A 23,061-nucleotide genomic window follows, 5' to 3' on the forward strand; every position below is an offset into this window, starting at 1 on the left:
CACGTAAATCATTGCTTCTACGCATGATTTAGGCGATGAGAGTGAAGTCCATGAAAACGAATTCGTTCAAATTGCTCCTATTCTGCGCAACGCGCCCGCTTGCGGCCCGCCGGCGCCTCGCCTACTCCTCCTCATGATGGGCTCCAGCCAAGCAGAACTCGCCGCTTTTCTCCCAAAACTCGAGAGCGTCACGCGCAGGGCCGGCGACATCGCCATGGCCTATTTCCGCCTGGGCGAAACTACGACCGCCGCAGTGTCCTATAAGGGCGGCGGCTCGCCGGTCACGGAGGCGGATTTCGCCGTCGATCGGTTCCTGTTTCAGGAAATGGCGCGGATCGCGCCCGAGGCGGCGTGGCTTTCTGAAGAGAGCATCGACACGACCGAGCGGCTGGCGCGCAACGCCGTGATGGTCGTCGATCCGATCGATGGAACGCACGCGTTTTCGCGGGGCGACGCGCGCTGGTCGGTTTCCATCGCTCTGGTGATTGACGGCCGGCCGGTTGCCGGAATCATCCACGCGCCGGCGCTGGGCGAGACTTATATCGGCGCGCTCGGGCTCGGCGCCTTCCTTAACGGCTCCCCCCTCGTCGCGCCGCAGCGCGCCGAAATCGCCGGTGCGGCGCTCGTCGCGCCTCGTGCGGTGCAGGACCGGCTGGCCGCGTCGCCGCGGGGATTCGTGATGGCGCCGCGAACGCCCTCGCTCGCGCTGCGGCTTGCCGACATCGCCTCCGGCCGGCATGATATCGTGGTCGCCGGGCCTAATGCGCGCGACTGGGACATCGCCGCCGCGGATGTTCTCCTCGCAGAAGCGGGCGCGATGTTGAGCGAGCCGGATGGCGTCGCGCTCACCTATAATCGTGTTTCGCTCGCCCGCGACATGCTCATCGCGGCTCCGAAATCGCTGTTCGACGATAGCCTCGCGCTGGCGCGGGATGTCTTGGAAGGGAAATTATGAACAAGACGACGCAAGTACCCTCGGCGAAGAAAGAAAAACAGCTGTTGCATCTTGTATTTGGCGGTGAGCTGGAAACGCTCGACGGCGTCGCGTTCCGCGATCCGGGCAAGCTCGACATCGTCGGCATCTATCCGGACAATGATAGCGCGCTCGCCGCATGGAAAGCGAAAGCGCAATCCACGGTGGACAATGCGCATATGCGTTATTTCGTGGTGCATCTTTATCGGCTGCTCGATCCGGATGTGGAGGCGCTATAGTCGGCCTTCCTAAATTCGCCGGGTTTGTCAGGCATAAAGGCGCAATTCCGGTTTGCCCGACGCGCGCGGACCAGACGCCGTCAGATGGCGCATGTGGACCGGATTCTAAATAGAATGGAAACATGTCGCTCCTGACAGTGTACCGGCTGGCGACGATCGCGGCGACGCCCTTCGCCAGCGCCGCGCTCAATTGGCGTGCGAATCACGGCAAGGAAGATCCCGCGCGATTGGCCGAACGCATGGGCGAGTCGAACCGTCCCCGACCACGCGGACGACTCGTCTGGCTGCACGGCGCGAGTCTTGGCGAAAGCCTGTCGCTGCTGCCGCTCATCGAGCGTTTCATTCAGCGCGGACTCGACGTGCTCGTGACAAGCGGCACCGTCTCGTCGGCGCGCGTTCTCAGCGCGCGCTTGCCAGCGGGCGCCTTCCATCAATATGCGCCGATCGACGCCCCGAAATTCGTCGAACGCTTCCTCGATCATTGGCGTCCCGACATTGCGGTCTTCGCCGAGTCTGAGCTTTGGCCCAATATCGTCGCGGCAGTGCGCGCGCGCGGCGCGCCGCTCGTTCTCGCCAACGCGCGCATCTCCCGCAAATCCGCCGAACGCTGGCGCGCTGTTCCCGGCGCGGCGAAATCCGTCTTCGGCGCCGTCGATCTTTGCCTCGCGCAGGACTCGGATAATGCGGCCCGCTTTCTGGCGCTCGGCGCGCGTTGCGTGCGCATCGCCGGCAATCTCAAATTCGACGTGCCGCCGCCGCCGGCCGACTCTGCAATGCTTGCCGAGTTCAATGGCGCGATCGGCGCGCGGCCGGCATGGGCGGCGGTCTCCACCCATCCCGGCGAAGAAGACCTCGTGCTCGACGCGCATATCGACATGGCCGCACAAACGCCGTCGCTGCTGACGATCATCGCGCCGCGGCGCCGGGAGCGCGGCGCCGAGATCGTCGAAGCCGCGCGCGCCAGAGGATTGACTGCGGCCCTGCGTTCGCAAGAAGCAGAGCCGCGGCGCGACGTCGACGTCTACGTCGTCGACAGCGTCGGCGAGCTTGGCCTCGTTTTCCGAAGCGTCGGGGTCGTCCTGATGGGCAAATCGCTGTTGCCCGGCGGGGGACAAAATCCAATCGAGCCGGCGAAGCTCGGCTGCGCGATTCTCCACGGGCCCTATGTCGAAAACTTCACGGAAGTCTACGGCGAGCTCGCAGCCGCAAAGGCGGCCGCGCGCGTCACAGACGCCGCATCGCTCGCGCGGGCCGCGCATTATCTCCTCTCCGAACCATCGCGCATGCGCAAGATGGGACGCGCGGCCGGCGAAACTGTCGAGAGACTGGGCGGCGCCTCGCGCGGCATCATGACCGCCGTCGAACCCTATCTCGCGCAGATGGCGGTGGCCCAGCAATGACCGTAACGCGCGGCGCCGCTGTTTGAGATGCGCGCGCCCGCCTTCTGGCGTGAAGACGGCGCGACGGCGCGGCTGCTGTCTCCGCTCGGCGCGCTCTACGGCGACATCGCGCGCAAGCGGCTCGCGCGCGAGGCGCCGCGCGCCAATTTACCGACGATTGTCATTGGGGGACTGACCGCCGGCGGCGACGGCAAGACGCCGCTCGCGATCGCCGTCGCGCAGCGTCTCAAGGCGGCGGGCGAGCGCCCCGCCCTTCTCACCCGGGGCTATCGCCGCAGGCGCCGCGAAACGTCCTCCTTCGTCGTAGACGTGACGCGTCACGGCGCGGACGACGTCGGTGACGAAGCGCTGCTCCTCGCGCGCGTCGCGCCGACGATCGTCGGCTCTGACCGACTTGCGAGCGCAGGCCTGGCGCGGCGCCAAGGCGCCACCGTCGTCATTCTCGACGACGGATTCCACAGCCGTCGCGTGACGCCCGACCTGACGCTCATCGTCATCGACTCGGACTATGGCGCGGGCAATGGCCGCTGCCTGCCGGCCGGTCCTTTGCGCGCGCCGCTCGATGCGCAGCTTGCGGCGGCGGATATGCTCGTCGTCGTCGGCGACGGCCTGCCCGGGCGCGACATCGCCGCGTGCGCGAATAAACCCGTCATCGCCGCCCATTTGGCGCCCGACAGCGGAGCCACGGAGGCAATGAACGGCGCGCGCCTCGTCGCCTTCGCCGGCATCGCAAGGCCGGAGAAATTCTTCAGCTTGTTGGAGGCGTCCGGCGCCGAAGTCGCGGCGCGGGTCTCCTTCGGCGATCACCGCCGATTCACGCAAAGAGATTACGCGACGCTATCGAAGTTACGGCAGGAACAGGGCGCACGGCTCGTCACAACGGAAAAGGATGCGGCGCGGATGGGCGACCAGCTTGCGGCGCTCGGCGCCGACGCCTGGCCCGTCACCCTGGTCTTCCACGACGCGGCTTTTTTGGACGAGGCGCTTCGCCAGCTGCGTAAGGCGCGACGCTCCGAGCCCTAATCAGGCTTCTGCGCGCGGAGACGCATCAGCTTGGCGTGCGGCCCGCTGTAGGGCTCCTGCAGATCGACGTTCCAATAGCGCAGCTCCTCGAGCGGAATTGGTTCGCCCGTCACGGCGCAGCGCACATAGGCGCCGGGCTTGCGCACGCGATATTCGCCGTCGAGATATTCGACGACAGCCTCTTCAGCGGGCTGAGGCTGGCGGTCATAGCGGTTCATGCGCGTTCTCAACCCGTAGCGCCGGGGAAATGGACGCCCCACGAGGCGCCTGAGCGTCGTCACAAGCGACCTCATCGGCGAAGCCGAACGCTCCCTATCGGCGGATTAGTTCTACGAGATATAGCATCCGAAGGCATACAAGGAAACGCCCGCCAGCGGGCCGTGTTTGCCGGAGCGTCGTCCGCTTACCAATAGACTTTGGCGCGAAGCTCAAACAGATTGGGATGCGCGCCGGTGTAATTGGCGCCGAGCAAGGTGGGGAGTGGACCACCGTTGTAAAGGTTCAATGGCGCGACGAGGTTCATCACGCGCGTCCAATTAAACTGAAACGCCAAGCCCACGTCCGGATACCAGTTTACGCCGAGCGTAAGATTCTGCTGACGGCCGCCGTTGATCCCGGCGTTCGCGATATATGTCCGCGCGAATGGGTTCGGAGCGACCAATGTCGTCAAAGCGAGCAGGTTGTAGAGAGTGTTCCCGTTGTAGGGCCCGTTGTTGAGGTCAACGGAGCTGAAGCGCGCAGCCAAGCCCCAGGCGCCATAACCGCCTGCGCTGAAGGGGTTTTTGATCCTGAGCTGATTGAAGGTTGCGCCGTTTTTGTCCTTTATGTCATAGGCCTGCGCGCGCTCCTCGCCGGTGATCCAATAAGTGCCCTGGATGTAATACCCATCAAAATAAGCCGACCGTCCTCCCGGATTGAAGGGAACCAGAGAGCCGTTAACGGGAATGACGCCGGTCGCCGCCGAAGCCGCCGTTAGATAGGTCGCACGGTTGATCGCGTTTTGATCGCGGTTGTAAAGGGCGCCGAAATATTCCGCCTGGATGCCGAACGGCCCATGCGACGCCGCGAATTCGACGCCGAAGGATTCGACGCTCTTGGTGCATTTGCCGGCGAAGGCGGAACTGTTGAAGATGTTTTGAGGTATGGGTCCGACGATCGTTCCGCAGGAAAGATCCGGCGTTCCAATGAGGCCCTGGCCGAGGATATTGGCTTCCGATCTGACGCGGTTGCCCAGCGCAAGCACCCGGTCGTTGTTCGCCGCCGTGGAATCGTTTGGCTGGTGATAGCGGCCGGAAACGCCGACATGGATAAGATCATGCTCGTTGTGGATCGGCGCGTAGGTCAGGCGTCCTGTCAGATCGAAATACTGCCCGCCTCCCGTGGCTTGGAACCAGGTCGTGTTGGACGGGAATGGCGCGCCGCCGCCCGCGTTGGGTATGTAAAGTCGCGGAATGCCCCAGGTGGCCGGATAACCACGCGCGGGGTTCAGGCTCGCATCGCCGAAGCTGGTGCTGAATATGCCGCCCTTGAAGGTCCAGTCGTCGCCGTAGGCGCCCACTGCAAGGCCGATATGACGATCCGGCTGGAAGGTGTCGACCGCAAGCGAGCGTTCGATGAAGTCGCGGTATTTTGAGGAATTGATCGCCTCGACGCTGAAGGGCTCGAACATGCTGCCGACCATGACGTAGGCCGGCTCCTTGGCGAACGGCAGCGTGAACAGCGGACTTTGAATGCCAAAGTAGGCGTCGCGAATGCCGCCGTAGACGTGATTGACGCCGGTTATCTGGCTCGTTCCGGCGAAGTCGTATTGCAGCTTGTAGAAGTAGATCTGCGCGGCCTTGCCTTCGGCTTCGAGGCGAAGCTGTCGGCCGCCAACCTGGTTGTCGAAACCATTGAGCGGCAGAGCAATGCCGCCGCCGTCGATGAGAATGCGGCCGCCGACTTTGAAGCTATACGCCTTGTCTTCGGTCTCGACGAAGAGGCCGTTCTTGAAGCTGACAAACACCGGCGGCCGTGGGGGCGTATCGGACGACCCCTTGGACGCCGCGGCGTTGGCAATATTCGTTTCGTTCTGCTGTGAACGGCCTTTCGAGGACGCGTTGCGCGACTGTGATTTGGACTGGCGCGCCTCCTGACGAAGCTTGGCGACCTCGGCTTCCAGCGGACGAAGCCTGGCGATCTCCGCTTCAAGCATGCGCAATCGCGCCTCGACGGCGCTGTCGGATGCGCCGGCGCCTGTCGAGAGCAACGTCCCCATCGTCGCCAGGACGAGTGCTTGCTTCTCCCGCCGAATCGCCAAGCCCAGCCCCGCACGTCCCTTTGTGTTCGGGGAAAGGGTGCGGCGTTAACCTTAACGAATGGTTAGCGACATGCTTCCCCACCAACATCTGGGGCAAAGGAAGGCCGGCCGGGCCTTTGGCTCGGCTGGCGGAAACAAAGCTTCGGCGGCGTCACTTTTCAGTAAACTTGGAGCAGTTCGGATGCGCTCGCTGAGCAGGTCTTGGAGAACAAACCGGTTCATAGATTCCGCGGCGGCGCATATCTCAACTGTCAAACGCCATACCCCGCGGGGACCTCGTAGCGCTATACTTCCAAGGGAATCAATTAAACATCATCCCATGGCAAGCGCGCCTAGCGTCAACGTCATCGCCGTATTTGTATAGCTGCCGCATATAATCGCACCCCAGATAATGCGCGTTGGCCCAGACTTGGTGCTGCAGCCACGGCGGCGCAGCCGGATAGCAGCAAGGCGCGCGCCCACGTTGGGCAAGAGCGTCGCCGCTTGCGAGTGCGCAAGCAAGGGCGAAAAACGCTACCGTCAATGTTTTCTTCATGACCTTTCTCCGACTTTTGAGCAGGCCTTCACCCAACCGGATCAGTCCAGCGCCATTCCGTGATGCTGGCGCCGATCATGGTGATAGTAGTAGTCAGCGCTGTTTCCGTAGTGGCCAAGATGAGCGCAAGACGGATGATTCCAACCACTGCGCTCACAAGCGGCATGGTTCGGATGCCGGTTGGGCGATACGTGACGCTTATGATCCGCGAGAGCGGACTGGCTCAATGCAACAAATCCCGTGACCGCAGCAGCGAAGAGCACGCGCTGTTTCATTCAAAAAGCTCCTGAGTAAGGCGAAGGTCCGCATGTCACAGTTATGTCACACTAGGTCCACGTCAACAGACGCGCCCGAATTTTTCACAGAGCTTCAGTTTCGATTGGAGGTCGAAAGCGGCATGCCGCGCATGCGCGGCCTTCAGCCGAGATTTGCGTAACTGAGCGTGGGACGTGGCGTTTGCGGCGACGCCCGCGCGTTGCGCGGGGTCGCGCCGCCGTCCTGACCGGGCGACTTGCGGCTTACTCTTTGCGCAGAAAACCTTGTCCGTTGATCTTCAGCGTGTTGGCCTACTCTCACATGCGCGGCGATGCTACGATCAGCCGCTTCGGACGATAACCACAACGCTGTCCGCTCCCAGTTTCCAAGACCGCTCGTTGAGAGTAGCGAGGGGACGTCTGCGTACAATTCAAGGCGAGAAACGTGCTGCTCATCGACGATTTTCTGGACGAAGACCAGTGCGCGCGCTTCCGTCAGCGCATCATCAACGCGCCGTTTGTTTCGGGGGCGTCCACGGCCGGCGGAATGGCGGCGAACGTCAAGAAAAATCTTCAGCTTGACGAGCGGAAGGCAGGCAAAGTCGTCGACGAGATCAAGTCACTGATTTTTGCGCACCCGGACGTCGATCTTTTCGCAATGCCGGAGAAGCTCGTCGGCGTAATCATCAATCGCTACGACGAGGGAATGGAATACGGAAACCATTCCGACTCCCCGATCATGGAAGGCGTCCGTTGCGATCTGTCCTTCACTTTGTTTCTGGAGGATCACAGTAACTATGATGGCGGCGAACTTGTGCTCGAGCAGGAGCACGGGCTCATCAAAGTCAAACCGAAAATCGGCAGCATTTTCGTCTATTCGACCGGCCTGACGCATCGCGTCGCCAAAGTGACGCGCGGCAGCCGTCTCGCCTGCGTGGGCTGGATCAAGAGCCGCATCCGCGATGAAGGCCGCCGCAAAGTTCTACGCGACCTCAATGCCGTTCTTGGCGCCTATATGGAAAAGAACGGACATGACGCGATCGCCGATCTGCAGCTGAAAGTCATCGGCGATCTGATCCGGATGTGGCACGAGTGAAATATCTAAAAACAAGTCGTGGATACAAATGAAAATCCCGCCGGGAGAACCCGGCGGGAGCGCTTGCGAGTCAGACGGAAGAGACTGTCACCACCAGACTTCCGCGCGGGTGAGGAAGGAGTTGGTGTCGTTCGAATTGAGCCAGGGCTGGTTGAATGGCGCGACATTGGCAAGAACGCGGCCGTAGTTGAACAGGAAGCGGTAGCCCTTTTCCGGATACCAGTTCAGGCCCAGCGTGATCTTGTTGACGCGACCGCCGGTCAGCCCGACCGAATTCGCCGCGAGAACAGCCGAGGCCAGACCCCCAGGAGTGGCGACGCCGGGAACGAGGCCGAGCGCGCCATAGGCCGGAAGATAGCTCCAGGAGCCTTGCGCGCCGTTGTTGAGGTCGATCGAGCTCCAGCGCCCCGCGACTTCCCAAGCTCCGTAGCCGCCCTTGCTGATCGGATTGAGGATCTTGGGCTGCGTCGAGAAAGTGTAGGGCGTGTTGACGTTGTGCTCGATGTCCGTATAGCCCGAGATGCGCGTTTCGCCGGTCAGGAACCACTGCGCCTGCACATAAAAGCCGTCAAATGCCGAGGAGCTTTGGAGACCCTGACCCGCAGCGAGCCGCGCCGCCTGAAACGCGGGCACGCCCGTCAGCGCGCTGGGGGTAATCAGCAGAGCAGCCGAGTTGTAGGAGTTGCGGTTGTAGTATTGCTGAGAGTATTCGGCCTGAATGCTGAAGGGCCCGTGAACGGCCACGAATTCGACGTTGAACTGAGTGGAGTTTTTCAGACAGTTGTTCTGAGCGAGCGAGCCGCCCAACCCCTGGTTAGCCGCCCATACTGAGCCAAAGAGATTGAACGGACCGCCCGGATTGCACGACATATCCGGCGTGCCGAGCAGACGTGTGTTGAGCGCGTTGGCTTCGTTGCGCACGCCGCGTCCGACGAGCAATTCATCGTTCGAAGCGCCGGTCGCGCCATTGTTTTGGTAATAGCGGCCCGTGGCGCCGATATGGATCAGATCCTCTTCGGTGCGAATCGGCAGGAAGACCGCGCGGCCGTCAACCTCCCAATACTGGCCAAGGCGATTGTTGAATGGACGGATGGCCGTGTCTTGCGGGCTGGTGCTGTAGATGCCGGTCTTGACGCCCCAATTGTGATCGCCCGTGGAGATCGACGCGCCGAGATGTCGCCTTGGCGTGTTGAACGCGTCCGACATCATCGAACGCTCGATGAAGGTGATGCCTGAGTTCGAGGTGCTCATCGCCTCGAGTCCCAGGGGCCTCAACTGATTGGCGAGCTGAATGAAGATGTTCTTTTCATAGGGGAGGCCGAGCTTGGCCAGGATCGGATAGTTGAAGCCCAGCCAGGCGTCGCGTACGTTGGCCGAGCTCGCGGCGCCGCTGCTTCCGCCGAATTCGAACTGCGTCCGATAATACCAATGTTTGAACGCCTTGCCGGCGATATCGATACGGGCGCGGCGCAGCAGCACATTGCTCGCGTCGCCGTTGGCGGGGTCGCTCTGCCAGCCGCCGTCGGCATGAACGCGGCCGCCGACATAGAATGAGAAAGCCTTATCTTCGGTTTCGACGAACAGGCCGTTCTTGAAGCTGACGAAGACCGGCGGCGGCGGCGGATGGCCATGACCGTCCTTACTGACATGCGCGTGAGCGGCGTTCGCGACATTGGTCGCGCGCTTGACCTCGGCGCGCTGCTTGGCGACCTGCGCTTCAAGCTGCTGCAGCCGCGCCTTCAACTCGCGAAGTTCGGACGCGGTGTCCGCCGCGGCCGGAGTGGCCGAACCCGTTGCAAATAAGCCGAACGCAGCGATGGCGAGCGCGCGTTGTCCAACTCCAAGTTTCATTGGTCTGATCCCCCGGTTAACTTTCGGGCGACAGTGAAGCCGACGCTGGATGACGGGCCCATGACAAACTTTGGCCTAGCCGTAATGTGACGTTGCAAGGCACAAGAGGTGTGGCGCCAGCGCCACACTCACTGGCGCTGATCATTGTTTTTTGTGGCTTTACCGCCACATCACAGGTTTTTTTCCGGAAGCGTCGCCGCGAATTTGCGGCTTTTTCGACGCAACTCATCCTGCCGGCAGAATCGATCGGCGGCTTCTTTCAGGGTCGGCCAGTGGCATCACGCGTCACGCGAAGCCAGGCGCACGCAGTCGGACCACGCTAATTCCGCCGCCCCGGCGCTCGACGCAGATCTTCGTCGCGATCCGCTGCTGGAGCGAATCGACATGGCTGATCACCCCCACCCGCCTGCCCTGTCCCTGCAGCGCCTCCAACGCATCGATGGCGACGTCGAGCGTCGCCGAATCGAGCGCGCCGAATCCTTCGTCGATGAACAGCGTATCGACGAATGAGCTGCGGCCTTCGAGCCCGGCAAGCGCTAACGCCAGCGCGAGCGACGCAAGGAAGCGCTCGCCGCCGGACAGCGAACGCGTCGAACGGCGCTCGTCGCCGAGATCGCGGTCGACGATCTGGAGGCCCAGCGAGCCGGGCTCGCCCGAGCGCTCCAGGGCGTAGCGGGGCGCAAGCAGCGCCAGGCGCTGATTGGCGAGCGCCACGAGATGCTGCAGCGTCGCGGCCTGCGCGAAACGGCGGAACTTGTCGCCGCTCGCCGAGCCGATGGCTTCATTGATCTCGCCCCAGAGTTTGGCGTTTATGCGCGCCTGTTCGAGCTCCTCGCCGAGCGCGGCCGCGCGTTCCCGCGCCTCATCGTCCTTTGCGCCACGCTCGCGCAGCGCGCCGAGCCGCGCCGCCAATTCGTCGAGGCGTCCAGCGATGTCGCTCTCCTCCGCGGCAAGCTGCTCACGCGAAACTTCCGCCGGGGCGACGGCCTGGGCTTCATCGTAATCAACCTGCCGCGCCCTGACGGCGGCCTCGGCGGCGGCGCGCCCGGCTTCCGCCGCTTCAACGGCGCGACGCAGCTCCGCCTGCTCCTCGCGCGACATCGCAAGAAGCGGCGTCGCAGTCGCCTCGTCGAAGCCAGCAGTCTCGAGCGCCGTAGAAAAGGCCGTGCGCGTCTGTTCGGCGCCCGCCGCCGCGCTTTCCGCGGCGCTTGCACAATGGGCGTGACGCGTCTCGCAGGCGGTTTTCGACTGCTGGGCTTCAGCGAGCCGCTGGCGCGCCTCGTCGCGCGCCACAATCGCCGCCCTGTGGCGCGCCTCGAAGCGGGATCGATGCGCGGCCGTCGCTTCTCCCTCCAGAAGCAGCGCGCGCGCGTCGCGCGCCTCAGTAAGGCTCTTCGCGCGCGCCTCATGATCGCCTTTGGCCTCGGCCTCGCGGGCGCATGCGCTGTCTGTCTCCGCCGCAACGCGCTCCGCCTTCAGTCCGATCGCGGCGAGGTTTGCTGCGAGTTCATCCAACCGCGCCAGCGCCTCCCGGTAACGCGCGCCCGCCGTCTCGAGCCGGCGTCGCGCAGAAGCGGCGTCGCGCTCGAGATCAGCGGCCGAGAGGTCGCAAGCCTGCAGATGAGGCGCGAGCGACCGATCGAGCGACTCGAGGCGCTCAACCAGTCCCGCGCCTTCCGCCATGGACCGCGCGCGCGCTTCCCGTAAAGCGTCCAGCGATACGGCGAGCGCCGCACGCTCCTCCTGACGCGCGTCGAGCGCCTGACGAATTGCGTCGCGCTCTCCGCCCAGGCGGTCCCGCTCGTCCCGCAGCCGACGCGCGGCGCGAAGCTTTTGCGCGACGCCATCGCGCGCTGTCGCAACCTCCTTCGCCAATACTTGCAGCCGCGCCGAGGCTGATGGAATTGACGTTGGCGGCGCCAGCTCCGGGGCCATATCTCGCGCGCAATCGGCGCTCAGCAACAACGCATATTCGGCCTCGGCGCGCGCGCGAACCGCTTGCGCTTGTGCCGCGCGATGCAACGCGTCTTCGTGAAGCGCTTGCGCCTGCGCCGCCCGCGCGCTCAAGGAGACTGTCTCCTGGTCCAATCTGCTGAGCGTTCGCCGCGACTCGTCGCGCCGCGCGCGCAGCGCGTCGATCAACGCGCTCGCCGCGTCATGCGTCTCGGCGAAAGGATGTTCGCGCGCGCCGCACACGGGGCACGGCGCATCGTCGTTCAGCGCCGCGCGCAATCGCAGCGCGTGGGGATCCGCCGCGGCATCAGCCAACTCGCCGAAGCGTTCGGCCTCGGCGCTTTGCGCCGCCTGTCGCGTGCGCTCCGAACGTACTCCCTCAAGCTTCTGCCGAACCGCCGCTTCGTCCTGCGCGTAGCGGGCGATGTCCCGATGCGCGGAAGCCGCCGCGACGTCCGCCTCGTCATAGACGCGCGCCCATCTGCGCAACGCTTCGATGTGCTCGACGGCGCGCGCGAGGTCGTCAGCGCGGGCGAGCGCGGCCGGTTCGTCGAGGGCGAGGAGCGCGCAGTCGCGGTCCGCAATTTGCGCGGCTAGCTTTTCACAGGCCGCTCTGTCTTGCGCGTCGCGCGCGTTAAAGTCCGCAAGCGTGGCGTCGCCGCGATCGATGTCGGCGAAGGCCGCTGCGAGCGCGCCATCACAGGCGCGCTTGGCTTGCGAGATTTCGGCACGCTTGGTCAGCCAATCGTCGATGTCTCGCCAGCGTTCGCTGAGCGCCCGCGCCGGCTCGAGGCGCGCAAGATCGGCGAGCGCCGTCTCCTTCTCGCGTTCAATATCGGCGCGCCGTTCCATTGTTTCGGCGCGTTCGACCCGCTTCGCCTGCGCGCGCGAGGCGGCGTCCTGAGCGACGCTTCGCGCTTTTGCTTCCTCCTGAGCCAAATTGGCGATGCGCGCGTCGAGCGCCGCGGCTTGGCTCCATATCGGCGCGAACCGGGCGATCTGCGCTTCCGAGGCGGCGACCGACTCTGCAGCCGAGAGCGCTTGCGCCTCCTGCGCGGCGAAAGCTTGTTGAGCGGCGCCCGCTTTCACTTTGGCGTCGGCGGCCTCATCGAGCGCCGCCTTTTGTATTTCCTCGGCGCGCCGCATGTCGTCCCGCGGCGCGCGCAACGGCTCGACCTGCGCCAGCGCCGAGAGCGTTTCGCGCCGCGGCGCCATTTCGTCGAACGCCCGCAAGGCGCCCGCGTGCGCCGACATCGCCTGCGCAAGCTTTGCTTGGGCCTGAGCCAAGGCGTCGAATCGGCGCAGCGCATCAGCCATCGCGCTGCGCCTTTCGGCGACTTGCGCGCGTTCGGCTTCGGTCGCTGCGACGACTGCGTCGATTGCGGCGCGCTCATCTTCCGACATCACGCCGATCTCGGCGCGACGGCGTTCGACAAGCGTCGTCGCCTGGTGCGCTTCGCGAGCGCGCTCAAAGGCGCGCTGCGACAGAACGCCATAAATTTCGGCGCCGGTGATCTTTTCGAGAAGTTCGGCGCGCTCCTTTGCGTCGGCGCGCAAAAAGGCGTCGAATTCGCCCTGCGCCAGAAGCGCCGTGCGACGAAACTGGTCGAAGGTGAGATCGGTCAATTCGACGACGCGGGCGTTGACCGGCTCTATGCCGCTCTCGACCGCCGCGACGATTTCCCCGGCCTCGTCGATTCGCCACAGCGACCTGACGCGCTTTTGCAACGCGCCCGACGCTCTGCCGCGCGCGCGCTGCAGGTCGCAGCGCGTCCGATAGCGCAGCCCATCCTTGCCGATAAAATCGACTTCCGCGAAACCGCGTCCGGCGCCGCGGCGAAGAATTGCGCGCGGGTCGCCGGCGCCGAGCGTCTCTCCGGATGGATCTGGCGCGCCTTCGCTCGCGCCAGCCGCGACGACGCGGGGGAATTTATCATAAAGCGCGAGACAGATCGCATCGAGAATCGTCGACTTGCCCGCCCCGGTTTCGCCGGTGATGGCGAAGAGTCCTGCCGAGCGCAGCGGCTCGCTGTCGAAGTCGATGGCGAAGCCTTCTGCGAGACTGGCGAGATTTGCGCCTCTGATCGCCAGAATGCGCAATGTCACGCCTCCTGCAGAAGACGCTCGAAACAGTCGAAATGATTGTCCGTGGGGGTAACGCCGTGCGCCTGCTCGAAGGCTTCGCGAAACAAATCCATCGGTTTGCGCTCGGCGAGGCGCAGCGGCGTCGGCGCCGCCGCAGGCGCTTGTGGCCGTTCGACGCTGGTCGAAACGACGCGCAGCGGAAATTTCTCGCAGATGGCGTCGAGCTCGGCCTTCAATCCAACAGCTGGGCCGTCGACCCTGATCGCAAGATGCGCGAAGGGCCAGGCGTCGATCGGCGCCGAAGCGTCCAATTCCAGCGCCTTGAGCGCAGACTCGAGTTCGGCCACGTACAGAGCGCCCGCCGCCGGCGCCCGCAAATGCCGGATGGGGCGGATGATCGGCGCATGTTCAACGACAACGGCGCCGCTGTCGTCGACATCGATGATACTGACGCCATGCGCATAGCCGATCTCGGTCTTCGACATCGGAATGAGCGAACCGGAGTAGCGGATCGTCTCGCGGTCGATGAATTGCGGGCGATGCAGATGGCCAAGCGCAACGTAAGCGATATCTGGCGAAAACATATCCGACGGAAGGGCATGTTCGCCGCCGACGAGAATCCGTCGTTCGGACCCTTCGGATTCGAGCGCGCCTGCGACATGAAGATGGCCGGTGACGATGAGCGGCGCCGTGCCGATTTCACGACGCGCGCTCTCGACCGCCTCGCGATAGGCCTCGCGCACGGCGCTGGCGCCGGTCGTCGCGGGCAGATCCACCGCGCGCGGATAAGGCAGCGCGAGCAAATGTGCGCCAATTCTGCCGCTCGCGTTGCGGATGGGCGAAAGATGCGCGCGCGCGTCGAAGGCGCCGTCGCGACGCGCAAAGGCGCCGATCGAAACGACGTCCGCCATCTCGAACAATGCGCGCGGCGCTTCGAGTCGCGCCGCCGGATCATGATTGCCGGCGACCAGCGCGATCAGCGCATGCGGACAGGCGACGCGCAAATCGCGCAATGTGTCGTAGAGCAGCCGCTGGGCGTCGGCGGACGGATTGAGGCTGTCAAAAACGTCGCCCGCAACGATGACGGCGTCGACCGCGCGCTCCCTGGCGATGGCGACAAGCTGCGCCAGCGCGTTGCGGTGCTCGGCGTCGCGCGACCAGCCTTGCAGCGTCGCGCCCAGATGCCAGTCGGCCGTATGAAGAAGGCGAATCACTCCAGCAGTAGGCGCCAGGCCGTCGGCGGTGGGCAAGGGCCACGCTTGGACGCGCTGGACTTCGGACGAATAATTCGCGGTTTTTTTCGATCCGACAGCAAAGGACGAGCTGCTGATAAGCGAGCGGCAAAAGTACTGCATAGAAGTGTTGAGACACATACATGACGATTACTTCCAGGGACAGGCTCTTTCTTGCAGCGCGCCGTATTGGCCGGCGTTTATCCCGTTCTAGAGGCGAAGCGCTCCCCAGCGTCGGAAGTCATGTCGCAGGGGTTCACAAGCCTGTCGTCGTGCCTGTAAAATATGCGGCATCGCAAAGGGCTGGACCTTGGCGCGGTCCGTCAGGCCCCTAATCCGAGAGGAAGCAGGGTGACTGCACACTTTCGTCAACAGACCGTGTCGCCGCAGGCGTGCCCCGCGCTTGTGCTCAACGCCGACTACCGGCCGCTGAGCTACTATCCGCTCTCCCTGTGGGGTTGGCAGGACGCCATCAAGGCAGTGTTTCTTGACCGCGTGAACATCGTCTCGGAATACGACAAGACCGTCAAAAGCCCGAGCTTCGAGATGCGTCTGCCCTCGGTCGTGTCGCTCAAGGAGTATGTGCGGCCGACCCGACACCCGGCGTTCACGCGATTCAACGTCTTTCTGCGCGATCGCTTCACCTGCCAATATTGCGGCGAACATGAGGAATTGACGTTCGACCACGTCATTCCTCGATCGAAGGGAGGCGCGACGACGTGGGAAAACGTCGTCGCGGCGTGTTCGCCGTGCAATCTGCGCAAGGGCGACCGCCTGCCGAAGGAGGCGCACATGTCGCCGGCGCAGGCGCCCTTTCAGCCGAGCGTCGCCGACCTGCATCGCAACGGCCGGCTGTTTCCGCCCAATTACCTGCACGAAAGCTGGATGGACTATCTCTATTGGGATTCGGTGCTCGAACCATAGCTTGGCGCGCCAGGAAAGAAGGCTCCAATGATGCGCCGAGTCGTGGTCATGGCTTTCGGCTTCGTCCTCGCTGTGGGCGTCGCCGCCATTTTTCTTATCGTCTCGGCGCTCCTTGATCCGGCGACGCGGGAGGCTGGATTTGCCGCCGCAACGTCCGGCCTGTTCGCCTTCGTCGAAGAAGATGCGCGCGCCGGCGGATGGGGCGAACCTCTGGCGACATTCGGATTCTTCATCTGGGCGATCGTCATCGCCACCTGCGTCGCGCCGCTCGCGGTCGCGGCGTTGATCGGCGAGATCGCCGGCGCACGCTCGCTCCTCTGGTATTCGGGCGCGAGCGCGACGCTTGCCGGCGCGTCGCCGTGGATCGCCCGCGCTGCGATGGGACTTGATCGCGCCCGCGAAGCCAGCCCCCTCGAATTACGAATCGCGCTGTTGTTTTTTCTGACCGGCGCGCTGGCGGGGGCGATTTACTGGGTGATCGCCGCGCCGCCGCCCGCGCGTCAGATGGCGCGCCCCAAAGCGCCGCTTGGCGAAGTTTAACGCGCAGCCTTCACGGGGAAGCGGCGCCAATAGACGCAAGCGCGTCGCAATGAATTTCGCGCGAGACATCCGGCAAAACAGCCGGCCATCTGAACGAGCGCCGAGTCGCAAGAATCCTTCATGCTCGAGGTCTTATCCATACTCAGACGTGCGCAGGCAGGCGAATGAAGCAAGAATGCGCGCTGAAGCGATCATTGACGTCAGGAATGCTTGATCTCCATTTTGGCGACACATCGAGTGAACTGAGGCGCCTATGAGATCATGAGGCGCCGACGTCGCGAAATCCCCGGGTTTTCTTAGACTCTGACGGCGTCAGGATTGACGCCAAAAGCCGGAAGTGCTCTTAACCGAACATGGCAGACTACCATTCTCTGATCGCGAGAGCGGTCGCCGCTCTGCCGCAGTCCACGCCGGACACGCGCCAAGCGGTCTATGAACGCGCCCGCAAGGCGCTGTTCAATCAGTTGCGCGGCATCCAGCCGCCGGTCGCAGAAGCCGATATTGCCGCCGAAGGCCGCGCGCTCGAAGACGCGATCCAGCAAGTCGAAACGGAGCGCGCCGCAAACGAGGCGCAAGCGACGCAAGCTCGCGATGGGACGTCTGCGCCGCAACGCAAGCCGCATCCGATCAGCTCGGCCAAATCTGCCGAACGCGCGCCGAATGACGACGCGGATTCGTCTTGGGGCGACGCGCGTCACTCGTCCATCGGCGGCGAGGACGATGTCCCGCTGCGCGAACCACAGAGGCCGCCAGCGCCGCTGCCGCCCGCGCCGAGGCCGCAGCGCTCGAAGCGTCTCATGCTTTCCGTCGCCGGCGTTGTCGTCGCGCTCGTGGCGGTCGTCGGAACCCTCGCCTGGCAGCTTCGCGAGCAGCCGGAGGATCTGGCCAAACTGAAACCGGAGCAGTCCGCCTCCAATGGGCCCGAAGGCGGCAAGATCAACGATCGCGTCGCGGGCGACGGGCAAGCGGCCAAAAAGCCGACGCCGCGCAGCCCCGCAGTGCCGGTGGCGCAAAAGGCGGAGATGTGGGTCGGCTCCCTCGCCGAGCCCACGAAGGTCGACAAGATTTACAACGGCTCCGCCGTCTGGCGTCTTGAGAACGTCGGCGGGCCTGGCGAACCCGTCGGATCGGCCATCCGCGGCGACATCGAGGTCCCCGACGCGAAGCTGAAAATGACTCTCCTGTTTCGCAAGAACACCGACGCGACTCTTTCGGCCTCGCACACCATCAATGTGTCGTTCACAGTCGCGCCCGGCAGTCCCATCGGCGGCGTCAAGGCCATCGGCCCCATTCAGATGCGACGCTCCGATGCACAGTCGGGAGAAAAAGTCGCCGGCATTCCCGTGCCGATCACCGAGAACAATTTCCTCATCGGGCTGATGCGGGGCGACCATGAGGCGCGCAATATTCTCCTGTTGCGGTCGCTCGCGGCGTTAGACTTGCCGATGCAGCTCGCCGACGGCCGCGCGGCGACGATCAACATGGAAAAAGGCCCATCTGGCGAGCGCGTCTTCGCGGACGCCATTGACGCCTGGGGAAAATAAATCCCAACTTCGCTGCAACAGCCGACGTCAGCAGGCCCATTCTAAACGTTACATGACGAGCGTCAGCCTTTTCGCCGCGCGCGTCACGCCGGTGTAGAGCCATCGCGCCCGATGTTCGCGGAAGGCGAAGGACTCATCGAAAAGTGTCACGTCGTCCCATTGCGACCCCTGGGCCTTGTGGACGGTGAGCGCATAACCGAAATCGAACTCGTCCGAGTCCTTGCGAAGCGCATAAGGAATGTCGGTTTCCGCGCCGAACAGTTGCGGTACGACGGCCACGCGCTGAAATTTAGCGGCTTCGCCATCTTCCGGCATTACCAGCATTCTCACCTTGCCGCGGCGCAGGGCTCCGGCGCTCTTTACCGTGAACAGCGCGCCGTTCAGAAGTCCCTTCTTGCGATTGTTGCGCAAGCAGACGAGCTTCTCGCCTGATTGCGGCAAGTCCCCCGTAAATCCGCGCAGCTGGCGAAGGCGCCCATTGTAGGCGCGCCGCGTCTTGTTCAGGCCGACGAGCACCTGATCGGCGCCGGTCACGAGCGCCGGATCAAGCGAGTCACGGCTGATGACGCGCGTATCGCCGAAGACGCCGCGCTCGACGCTCTCGCCTGCGCGGATCGCCATTGACAGGCGGATGATCGGATTGTCCGCCGCCTGCCGATGCACCTCTTTCAGCATCACGTCGGGCTCGGCGTCGGTGAAGAAACCGCCGCCTTTCACCGGCGGCAATTGCGCCGGATCGCCGAGCACCAGCACCTTCTTGCCGAAGGAGAGAAGATCGCGGCCGAGCTCCTCGTCGACCATCGAGCATTCATCGACCACGATGAGTTTCGCACGCGCCGCGGCGCTGTCGTCGTTGAGAACGAAGGACGGCTCTTCGGTCTCGGTGTCGGTCGCGCGATAGATGAGGCTGTGAATTGTGCGCGCGTCCTTGCAGCCCTTGGAGCGCATGACGAGCGCCGCCTTGCCGGTGAAGGCGGCGAAGGCGACGTCGCCCTCGACATGTTCGGCAAGATGCCGCGCGAGGGTCGATTTGCCCGTTCCGGCGTATCCAAACAGCCGAAACACCTGCCGCGCGCCGGGCGTTTCAAGCCAGCGCGCGACGGCGGTCAGCGCTTGATCCTGTTCGGGCGTCCAGATGGGCATGGCTAGGGTGTCGAGTCCAGGCGTCACGATGGCGGAGCCGACGCCGGCGAACAAGCGCCATTATCAATCTTGTCAGGCGCTGAAGCCCGCGATCAGCAGCCCGCCGCCGAGCACGAAGGAGATGAGCGCAAACACGGGATAGCGCTTTTCATATGCCATTCGGGCGAAAATGTCGCGCACCGTCTGCGGCGGCAGAAACAGCGTCAGGAAACCGCTGATCAGCGTGATCCAGCCGACAAGCGAGACGAGCGCCGCGGCCGTGTCGCTCCAAATGTCGTGGCCGATCACAATGGCGAGACCGATCGCGAGGCGTATCATGCCGACGAAGGCGATGGCGACGGGCTCGCGCGAAATGCTCTCGATCATCTGGAGCGCCACGTCCCTGCGCACCAGCATCCAGGCGGACATGATCAGCGCGTAAGCGCCGATCAGCTTTGCGAGAAAAAGAGTAAGCGGCGTCATGAACGCCTCCTTGCCGAATCGCGCTCACACCGCCGAGGAATGGCGGGCCGGCGCAGACTGCAGGTAGGCGTCAAAGGCGGCTGCGACAAGGCGAACGAAGGGCTTTCCGCGTTCGGTCATGGCGAGTCGCCTGCCCTGCAGGTCGATGACGCCGTCGTCCGCGAGTGCGTCGAGCGACGCCTGCGCCGCGTCGAAGGCGTCTTCCGCATAGCCGTGGCGCGCAGCCACCGCGCCGTAGTCAACATCGAAATCGCACATGAGGCGTTCGATCAGATCGGCGCGGGCGATATCCTCGCGCGTGAACGCGACGCCGCGCGTGGTTGCAAAACGTCCCGACTCGATCGCGCGTCGCCATCCGGCGAGATCGGTGGCGTTCCCGACATAGCCCTCCGGAAGACGCCCGATGGACGAAACGCCAAACGGCAGCAGCGCGTCGGCGGCGTCGGTCGTGTAGCCTTGGAAATTGCGGCGCATGCGCCTTTCGCGCGCGGCGATCGCCAGCGGGTCCTCGGGACGCGCAAAATGGTCGAGTCCGATCGCCTCAAATCCAGCGTCTTCGAGCGTCGCGCGCACCGCCGCCGCCTGCGCCAGACGCTCGGCGGCGCCCGGCAGCGCCGCGGAGTCGATCAGCTTCTGGTGCGACTTGAACCAGGGCACATGCGCATAGCCGAAAACCGCGAGCCTCTGCGGCGCGAGGGACGCCGCGAGCGAGGCGGTGCGCGCGGCGTCTTCGACGGTCTGCTTTGGCAGGCCATACATCAGATCCATGTTGATCGCCGTGATCCCAGCCTCGCGCAGCAATTCCACGGCCTGCGCCACCGTCTCATAGGGCTGCACGCGGCCGGACGCCTCCTGCACATGCGCGTTCAAATCCTGCACGCCGAGCGACGCCCGCGTAACTCCGGCGGCGGCAAGCGCCTCGACGAGATCGGCGTCGAGAATGCGCGGATCAAGTTCGATCGCGTGTTCAGTTTCGGCGGAAAGGTCGAAATGATCGCGCAGAACGGCAATGATCGCACTGAACCGCGAAGGGCCTAGAATGCCCGGGGTGCCGCCGCCCCAATGGATGCTCGCGACGCGGCGCGCAGGCGTCGCTTCTGAGATGAGCGCGATTTCGGTCTTTAGCGTCTGCGCATAGGACTGAAGCGGCGCATCCTGGCGCACCGCTTTCGTGTGACAGCCGCAGTAGGCGCAGATGGCGGTGCAAAACGGAACGTGGAAGTAGAGCGAGAGCGACGCGGAAGGATCGAGGTTCGCGAGCCAGGCGCGCGCGTCGGCGTCGCCGATCGACTCGGAGAAATGAGGCGCCGTGGGATAGCTCGTGTAGCGCGGCGCAGATCTTTCGGCCAAGGCCAGGGACGCTGGGTCCATCCTACTGACTCCCTCGCCGCCGCGCGGCGCCGCTCAAATTGATAGCGCGCCTCGGCCTGGCGCGCAAAAGCCATGACTGCCGCACTTTGACGCGGGCGCGTTTGCGAATCGGCTTGGATGCGGGCAGGGAAAAAGGCAAAGTGAGGCAATTTCACGGGGGCGGGAGCATGGCGCAAATGGCGAGATTTTTCGGACGACCGCAACGGCTGGGGTTCTGTTTTTTCGCCGCCGCAAGCGTTTCGGCGTCGCTCGCCTATTCCGCCGGTTCCACGGAGGCCTCTGGCCGCTACTCGATCCTCCGCGAGGGAGACAAGGACACGGGCTGCATGCTGACGCTCGACGCGCGCACGCGCGGCCGCGCCGGCCTGAAGGCGCAGCTTGCGCCGGCCTGCCGGGACAATGGCGTTGTGATTTTTGATCCGGTCGGCTGGGGGCTCGACCGGGGGCGTCTCGTGCTCACCGCCCGCAAGGGCCACAAGGCGCATTTTGAGAAGGGCGCCGACGGCGTTTGGCGGCGCGACGCCAGCGAAGGCAAGGCGCTCGGCCTGCGCCCCCTCTAGCGAGCCTTAGCTCTTCGTCAGCGAAAGACTTCTGCGAAAGAAGCCTCCCGGATTTCTCCGGGAGGCTCTCCGCCGTCGCCGCGCGAGAGGGGCGGGGTGCCGGCGACGGATCGTGTGGCGCGGCCGCCGGCTAATCGCAAACTCGTACCCGGCGATAGTCGACGATCTCGCCCCACGGTCCAAGAACCGGCTTCCGGAGAAAATGGCACTCTCCATAGCCGTAATAGGCGTCGGCGTGGTCTGCCCAGGAGCCGCGATAGGGCTCCGGCGCAAACCACGCTTCTCGCCCGTCATCATAGGGATCGTAGCCATGACCAAAGCTCTCGCTTTGGTTGCGGCCATCACCAAAGCTCTCGCTTTGACCCGGGCCATGACCAAAGCCTCCGCCTTGATAGGGAGCATGGCGTTCAGAGGAGTCGTCGCCCAGATCTTGCGCGACGACCGGGGTAGCTGCGAGCGCCAGGAGGACAGCGAGGACGAAAGGCTGGCGCGGCATCTTGGCTCCGATCAAAGAAGAGCAGGCGCGGGGAGAACTTTCGTCAAAATCGCCTGCCCATACCTGCACTCTGGCGCACGCCAGCTGAACCGGAGATGGCCGCGCCGTTCATTCGGCAGTCAGCTTTGCGGCGGGGCTGCCGAAACTCTGTAGGCGTCTGGGGCGCGACGCCAAAGCGTATCAATTTCGTCCAGGCTGATCTTTTTCGCGACTGCGCCGTTTCAAAAAGGCACACTTTTCGGCGTCTCATCCCCGCCGCCCACATCCAGTTGTCCATGAAATCGCTGTGCGTCCAGCGTCCAGCGAAGGAACGGCTCAAGCGCCGCCCGTTAGCACGCAATCTGCAGAATAACGAGATATTGCGCCAAGTTGCGTCAAATTGGAACGTGCGGCGGCTACTTGTCGATGCCATTAGATGCGGCATTGAAAAGACAGTCATTCGGCAATGTGACCTGCCGCACTGCTGAGCAATCAGGTTCCGACGCAAGTTGAGCGCAATCGGTCGGCCAAGCGGAAAGGCAACCCCCGCTTCAGGCCCAAAACTGGGGATTAGAGCGCTGATGTCGATCGCGAATCCAAAAGAGATGCTGAAGCCCTTCGTCGTGCGCGCCAATGGCGAGGAAGTCGAACATGATTTGGCGTCGCATGAAGACGGCGCGCGCGGCACGCTCACGCGCGAGGACATTGCGCTGGCGATCCATCGCCGGCTTGAAGGCATGTCCCGCCGCGAAGCCAAGCGCCTGACCGATCTGGTGATCGAGGAAATGGCGGCGACTCTGGCGTCCGGCGAGTCGCTCAAGCTGCACGACTTCGGCTCATTCATCGTGCGCACGAAACGCGAGCGCGCGGGCCGCAATCCGCGCACCGGCGCGCCCGTGCCGATCGAAGCGCGTCGAGTCATCACGTTCAAGGCGTCGCCCAATATGAAGGCGGCCATCAACGGCGAGATTCCTTTGGTGAAGGTCAAGAAGCGCGCGCGTGGCCGCCTCGCGCGGCAGAACGGCGGGGCCGAAGTCGTGAGAATCTGCGCCCCATGAAATCTCGGTAGTCCGCGCTCCTCCCTGTGAGCGGATCAGGGGCC

At 64.1% G+C, this 23,061-nt stretch carries 20 protein-coding genes; 10 read left to right on the forward strand and 10 right to left on the reverse strand.

Annotated elements, in window-relative coordinates; translation table 11 throughout:
* The first annotated feature begins 133 nt into the window (after positions 1-133).
* The 4 genes from IYX23_RS03430 to lpxK all read left to right on the forward strand — a co-directional run bounded on the left by IYX23_RS03430 (position 134) and on the right by lpxK (position 3,635).
* Positions 134-955, forward strand: coding sequence for a 3'(2'),5'-bisphosphate nucleotidase CysQ (locus IYX23_RS03430; RefSeq protein ID WP_246716445.1), 822 nt, complete (start codon positions 134-136; stop codon positions 953-955).
* The gene (locus tag IYX23_RS03435; protein ID WP_196393785.1) at positions 952-1,212 is read left to right on the forward strand and encodes a DUF4170 domain-containing protein; all 261 of its coding nucleotides are present in this window, start codon (positions 952-954) and stop codon (positions 1,210-1,212) included. The genes IYX23_RS03430 and IYX23_RS03435 overlap by 4 nt, the downstream gene beginning before the upstream one ends.
* Before the next feature lie 122 nt (positions 1,213-1,334).
* Positions 1,335-2,612 carry a 3-deoxy-D-manno-octulosonic acid transferase gene (locus tag IYX23_RS03440; RefSeq protein ID WP_196393786.1) on the forward strand — a complete coding sequence of 426 codons (1,278 nt, stop codon included), beginning with the start codon at positions 1,335-1,337 and terminating at the stop codon, positions 2,610-2,612.
* 27 nt (positions 2,613-2,639) lie between these two features.
* The gene (gene lpxK / locus IYX23_RS03445) at positions 2,640-3,635 is read left to right on the forward strand and encodes a tetraacyldisaccharide 4'-kinase (protein ID WP_196393787.1); all 996 of its coding nucleotides are present in this window, start codon (positions 2,640-2,642) and stop codon (positions 3,633-3,635) included.
* On the opposite strand, the gene IYX23_RS03450 is transcribed toward lpxK, so the two are convergent.
* From IYX23_RS03450 to IYX23_RS03460, 3 genes are all read right to left on the reverse strand, one after another.
* Positions 3,632-3,853 carry a DUF2093 domain-containing protein gene (locus IYX23_RS03450; protein ID WP_196393788.1) on the reverse strand — a complete coding sequence of 74 codons (222 nt, stop codon included), beginning with the start codon at positions 3,851-3,853 and terminating at the stop codon, positions 3,632-3,634. The two genes, lpxK and IYX23_RS03450, sit on opposite strands and share 4 nt — an antisense overlap.
* Positions 3,854-4,038: 185 nt before the next feature.
* Positions 4,039-5,892: a porin gene (locus IYX23_RS03455; protein WP_196393789.1), complete on the reverse strand. Its 1,854-nt coding sequence runs from the start codon at positions 5,890-5,892 to the stop codon at positions 4,039-4,041.
* 618 nt (positions 5,893-6,510) lie between these two features.
* A complete protein-coding gene (locus tag IYX23_RS03460; RefSeq protein ID WP_196393790.1) occupies positions 6,511-6,744 on the reverse strand; it encodes a hypothetical protein in 234 nt (77 codons plus the stop codon).
* Between the two features lie 424 nt (positions 6,745-7,168).
* On the opposite strand from IYX23_RS03460, the gene IYX23_RS03465 reads away from it, so the two are divergent.
* Positions 7,169-7,819: a Fe2+-dependent dioxygenase gene (locus IYX23_RS03465; protein WP_196393791.1), complete on the forward strand. Its 651-nt coding sequence runs from the start codon at positions 7,169-7,171 to the stop codon at positions 7,817-7,819.
* An 87-nt stretch (positions 7,820-7,906) separates the two neighbouring features.
* Here IYX23_RS03465 and IYX23_RS03470 read toward each other — a convergent pair whose 3' ends face one another.
* From IYX23_RS03470 to IYX23_RS03480, 3 genes are all read right to left on the reverse strand, one after another.
* Positions 7,907-9,670, reverse strand: a complete 1,764-nt coding sequence (locus tag IYX23_RS03470) for a porin (RefSeq protein WP_196393792.1) — start codon at positions 9,668-9,670, stop codon at positions 7,907-7,909.
* A gap of 285 nt (positions 9,671-9,955) precedes the next feature.
* Positions 9,956-13,729 (reverse strand): AAA family ATPase, encoded by a 3,774-nt coding sequence (locus IYX23_RS03475; protein WP_196393793.1) that lies wholly within the window; start codon positions 13,727-13,729, stop codon positions 9,956-9,958.
* Entirely contained in the window at positions 13,726-14,922 is a 1,197-nt protein-coding gene (locus IYX23_RS03480) for an exonuclease SbcCD subunit D (protein WP_196393794.1), read from the reverse strand. Before IYX23_RS03480 ends, IYX23_RS03475 begins: the two co-directional genes overlap by 4 nt.
* Before the next feature lie 423 nt (positions 14,923-15,345).
* On the opposite strand from IYX23_RS03480, the gene IYX23_RS03485 reads away from it, so the two are divergent.
* The 3 genes from IYX23_RS03485 (at position 15,346) to IYX23_RS03495 (ending at position 17,948) form a co-directional block, all read left to right on the forward strand.
* The gene (locus IYX23_RS03485) at positions 15,346-15,864 is read left to right on the forward strand and encodes an HNH endonuclease (protein WP_029648069.1); all 519 of its coding nucleotides are present in this window, start codon (positions 15,346-15,348) and stop codon (positions 15,862-15,864) included.
* A 27-nt stretch (positions 15,865-15,891) separates the two neighbouring features.
* Positions 15,892-16,404: a hypothetical protein gene (locus IYX23_RS03490; protein ID WP_196393795.1), complete on the forward strand. Its 513-nt coding sequence runs from the start codon at positions 15,892-15,894 to the stop codon at positions 16,402-16,404.
* 353 nt (positions 16,405-16,757) lie between these two features.
* Positions 16,758-17,948, forward strand: coding sequence for a hypothetical protein (locus tag IYX23_RS03495; RefSeq protein WP_196393796.1), 1,191 nt, complete (start codon positions 16,758-16,760; stop codon positions 17,946-17,948).
* A 48-nt stretch (positions 17,949-17,996) separates the two neighbouring features.
* On the opposite strand, the gene IYX23_RS03500 is transcribed toward IYX23_RS03495, so the two are convergent.
* The 3 genes from IYX23_RS03500 to hemN form a co-directional block, all read right to left on the reverse strand.
* The gene (locus IYX23_RS03500; RefSeq protein ID WP_196394004.1) at positions 17,997-19,091 is read right to left on the reverse strand and encodes an AAA family ATPase; all 1,095 of its coding nucleotides are present in this window, start codon (positions 19,089-19,091) and stop codon (positions 17,997-17,999) included.
* 72 nt (positions 19,092-19,163) lie between these two features.
* Positions 19,164-19,553: a hypothetical protein gene (locus tag IYX23_RS03505; protein ID WP_196393797.1), complete on the reverse strand. Its 390-nt coding sequence runs from the start codon at positions 19,551-19,553 to the stop codon at positions 19,164-19,166.
* Between the two features lie 24 nt (positions 19,554-19,577).
* Positions 19,578-20,924, reverse strand: a complete 1,347-nt coding sequence (gene hemN / locus IYX23_RS03510) for an oxygen-independent coproporphyrinogen III oxidase (protein WP_196393798.1) — start codon at positions 20,922-20,924, stop codon at positions 19,578-19,580.
* 176 nt (positions 20,925-21,100) lie between these two features.
* Between hemN and IYX23_RS03515 the strand changes: the two genes are divergently transcribed.
* The gene (locus IYX23_RS03515; RefSeq protein ID WP_246716446.1) at positions 21,101-21,484 is read left to right on the forward strand and encodes an AprI/Inh family metalloprotease inhibitor; all 384 of its coding nucleotides are present in this window, start codon (positions 21,101-21,103) and stop codon (positions 21,482-21,484) included.
* A gap of 130 nt (positions 21,485-21,614) precedes the next feature.
* Here the strand turns inward: IYX23_RS03515 and IYX23_RS03520 are convergent, their stop codons facing one another.
* Entirely contained in the window at positions 21,615-21,980 is a 366-nt protein-coding gene (locus IYX23_RS03520; protein WP_196393800.1) for a hypothetical protein, read from the reverse strand.
* A 560-nt stretch (positions 21,981-22,540) separates the two neighbouring features.
* Here IYX23_RS03520 and IYX23_RS03525 point away from each other — a divergent pair.
* Positions 22,541-23,017 carry an integration host factor subunit alpha gene (locus tag IYX23_RS03525; protein ID WP_196393801.1) on the forward strand — a complete coding sequence of 159 codons (477 nt, stop codon included), beginning with the start codon at positions 22,541-22,543 and terminating at the stop codon, positions 23,015-23,017.
* Positions 23,018-23,061 lie beyond the last annotated feature (44 nt).

It is taken from the genome of Methylocystis sp. L43, assembly GCF_015709525.1.
Classification (GTDB): Bacteria; Pseudomonadota; Alphaproteobacteria; order Rhizobiales; family Beijerinckiaceae; genus Methylocystis.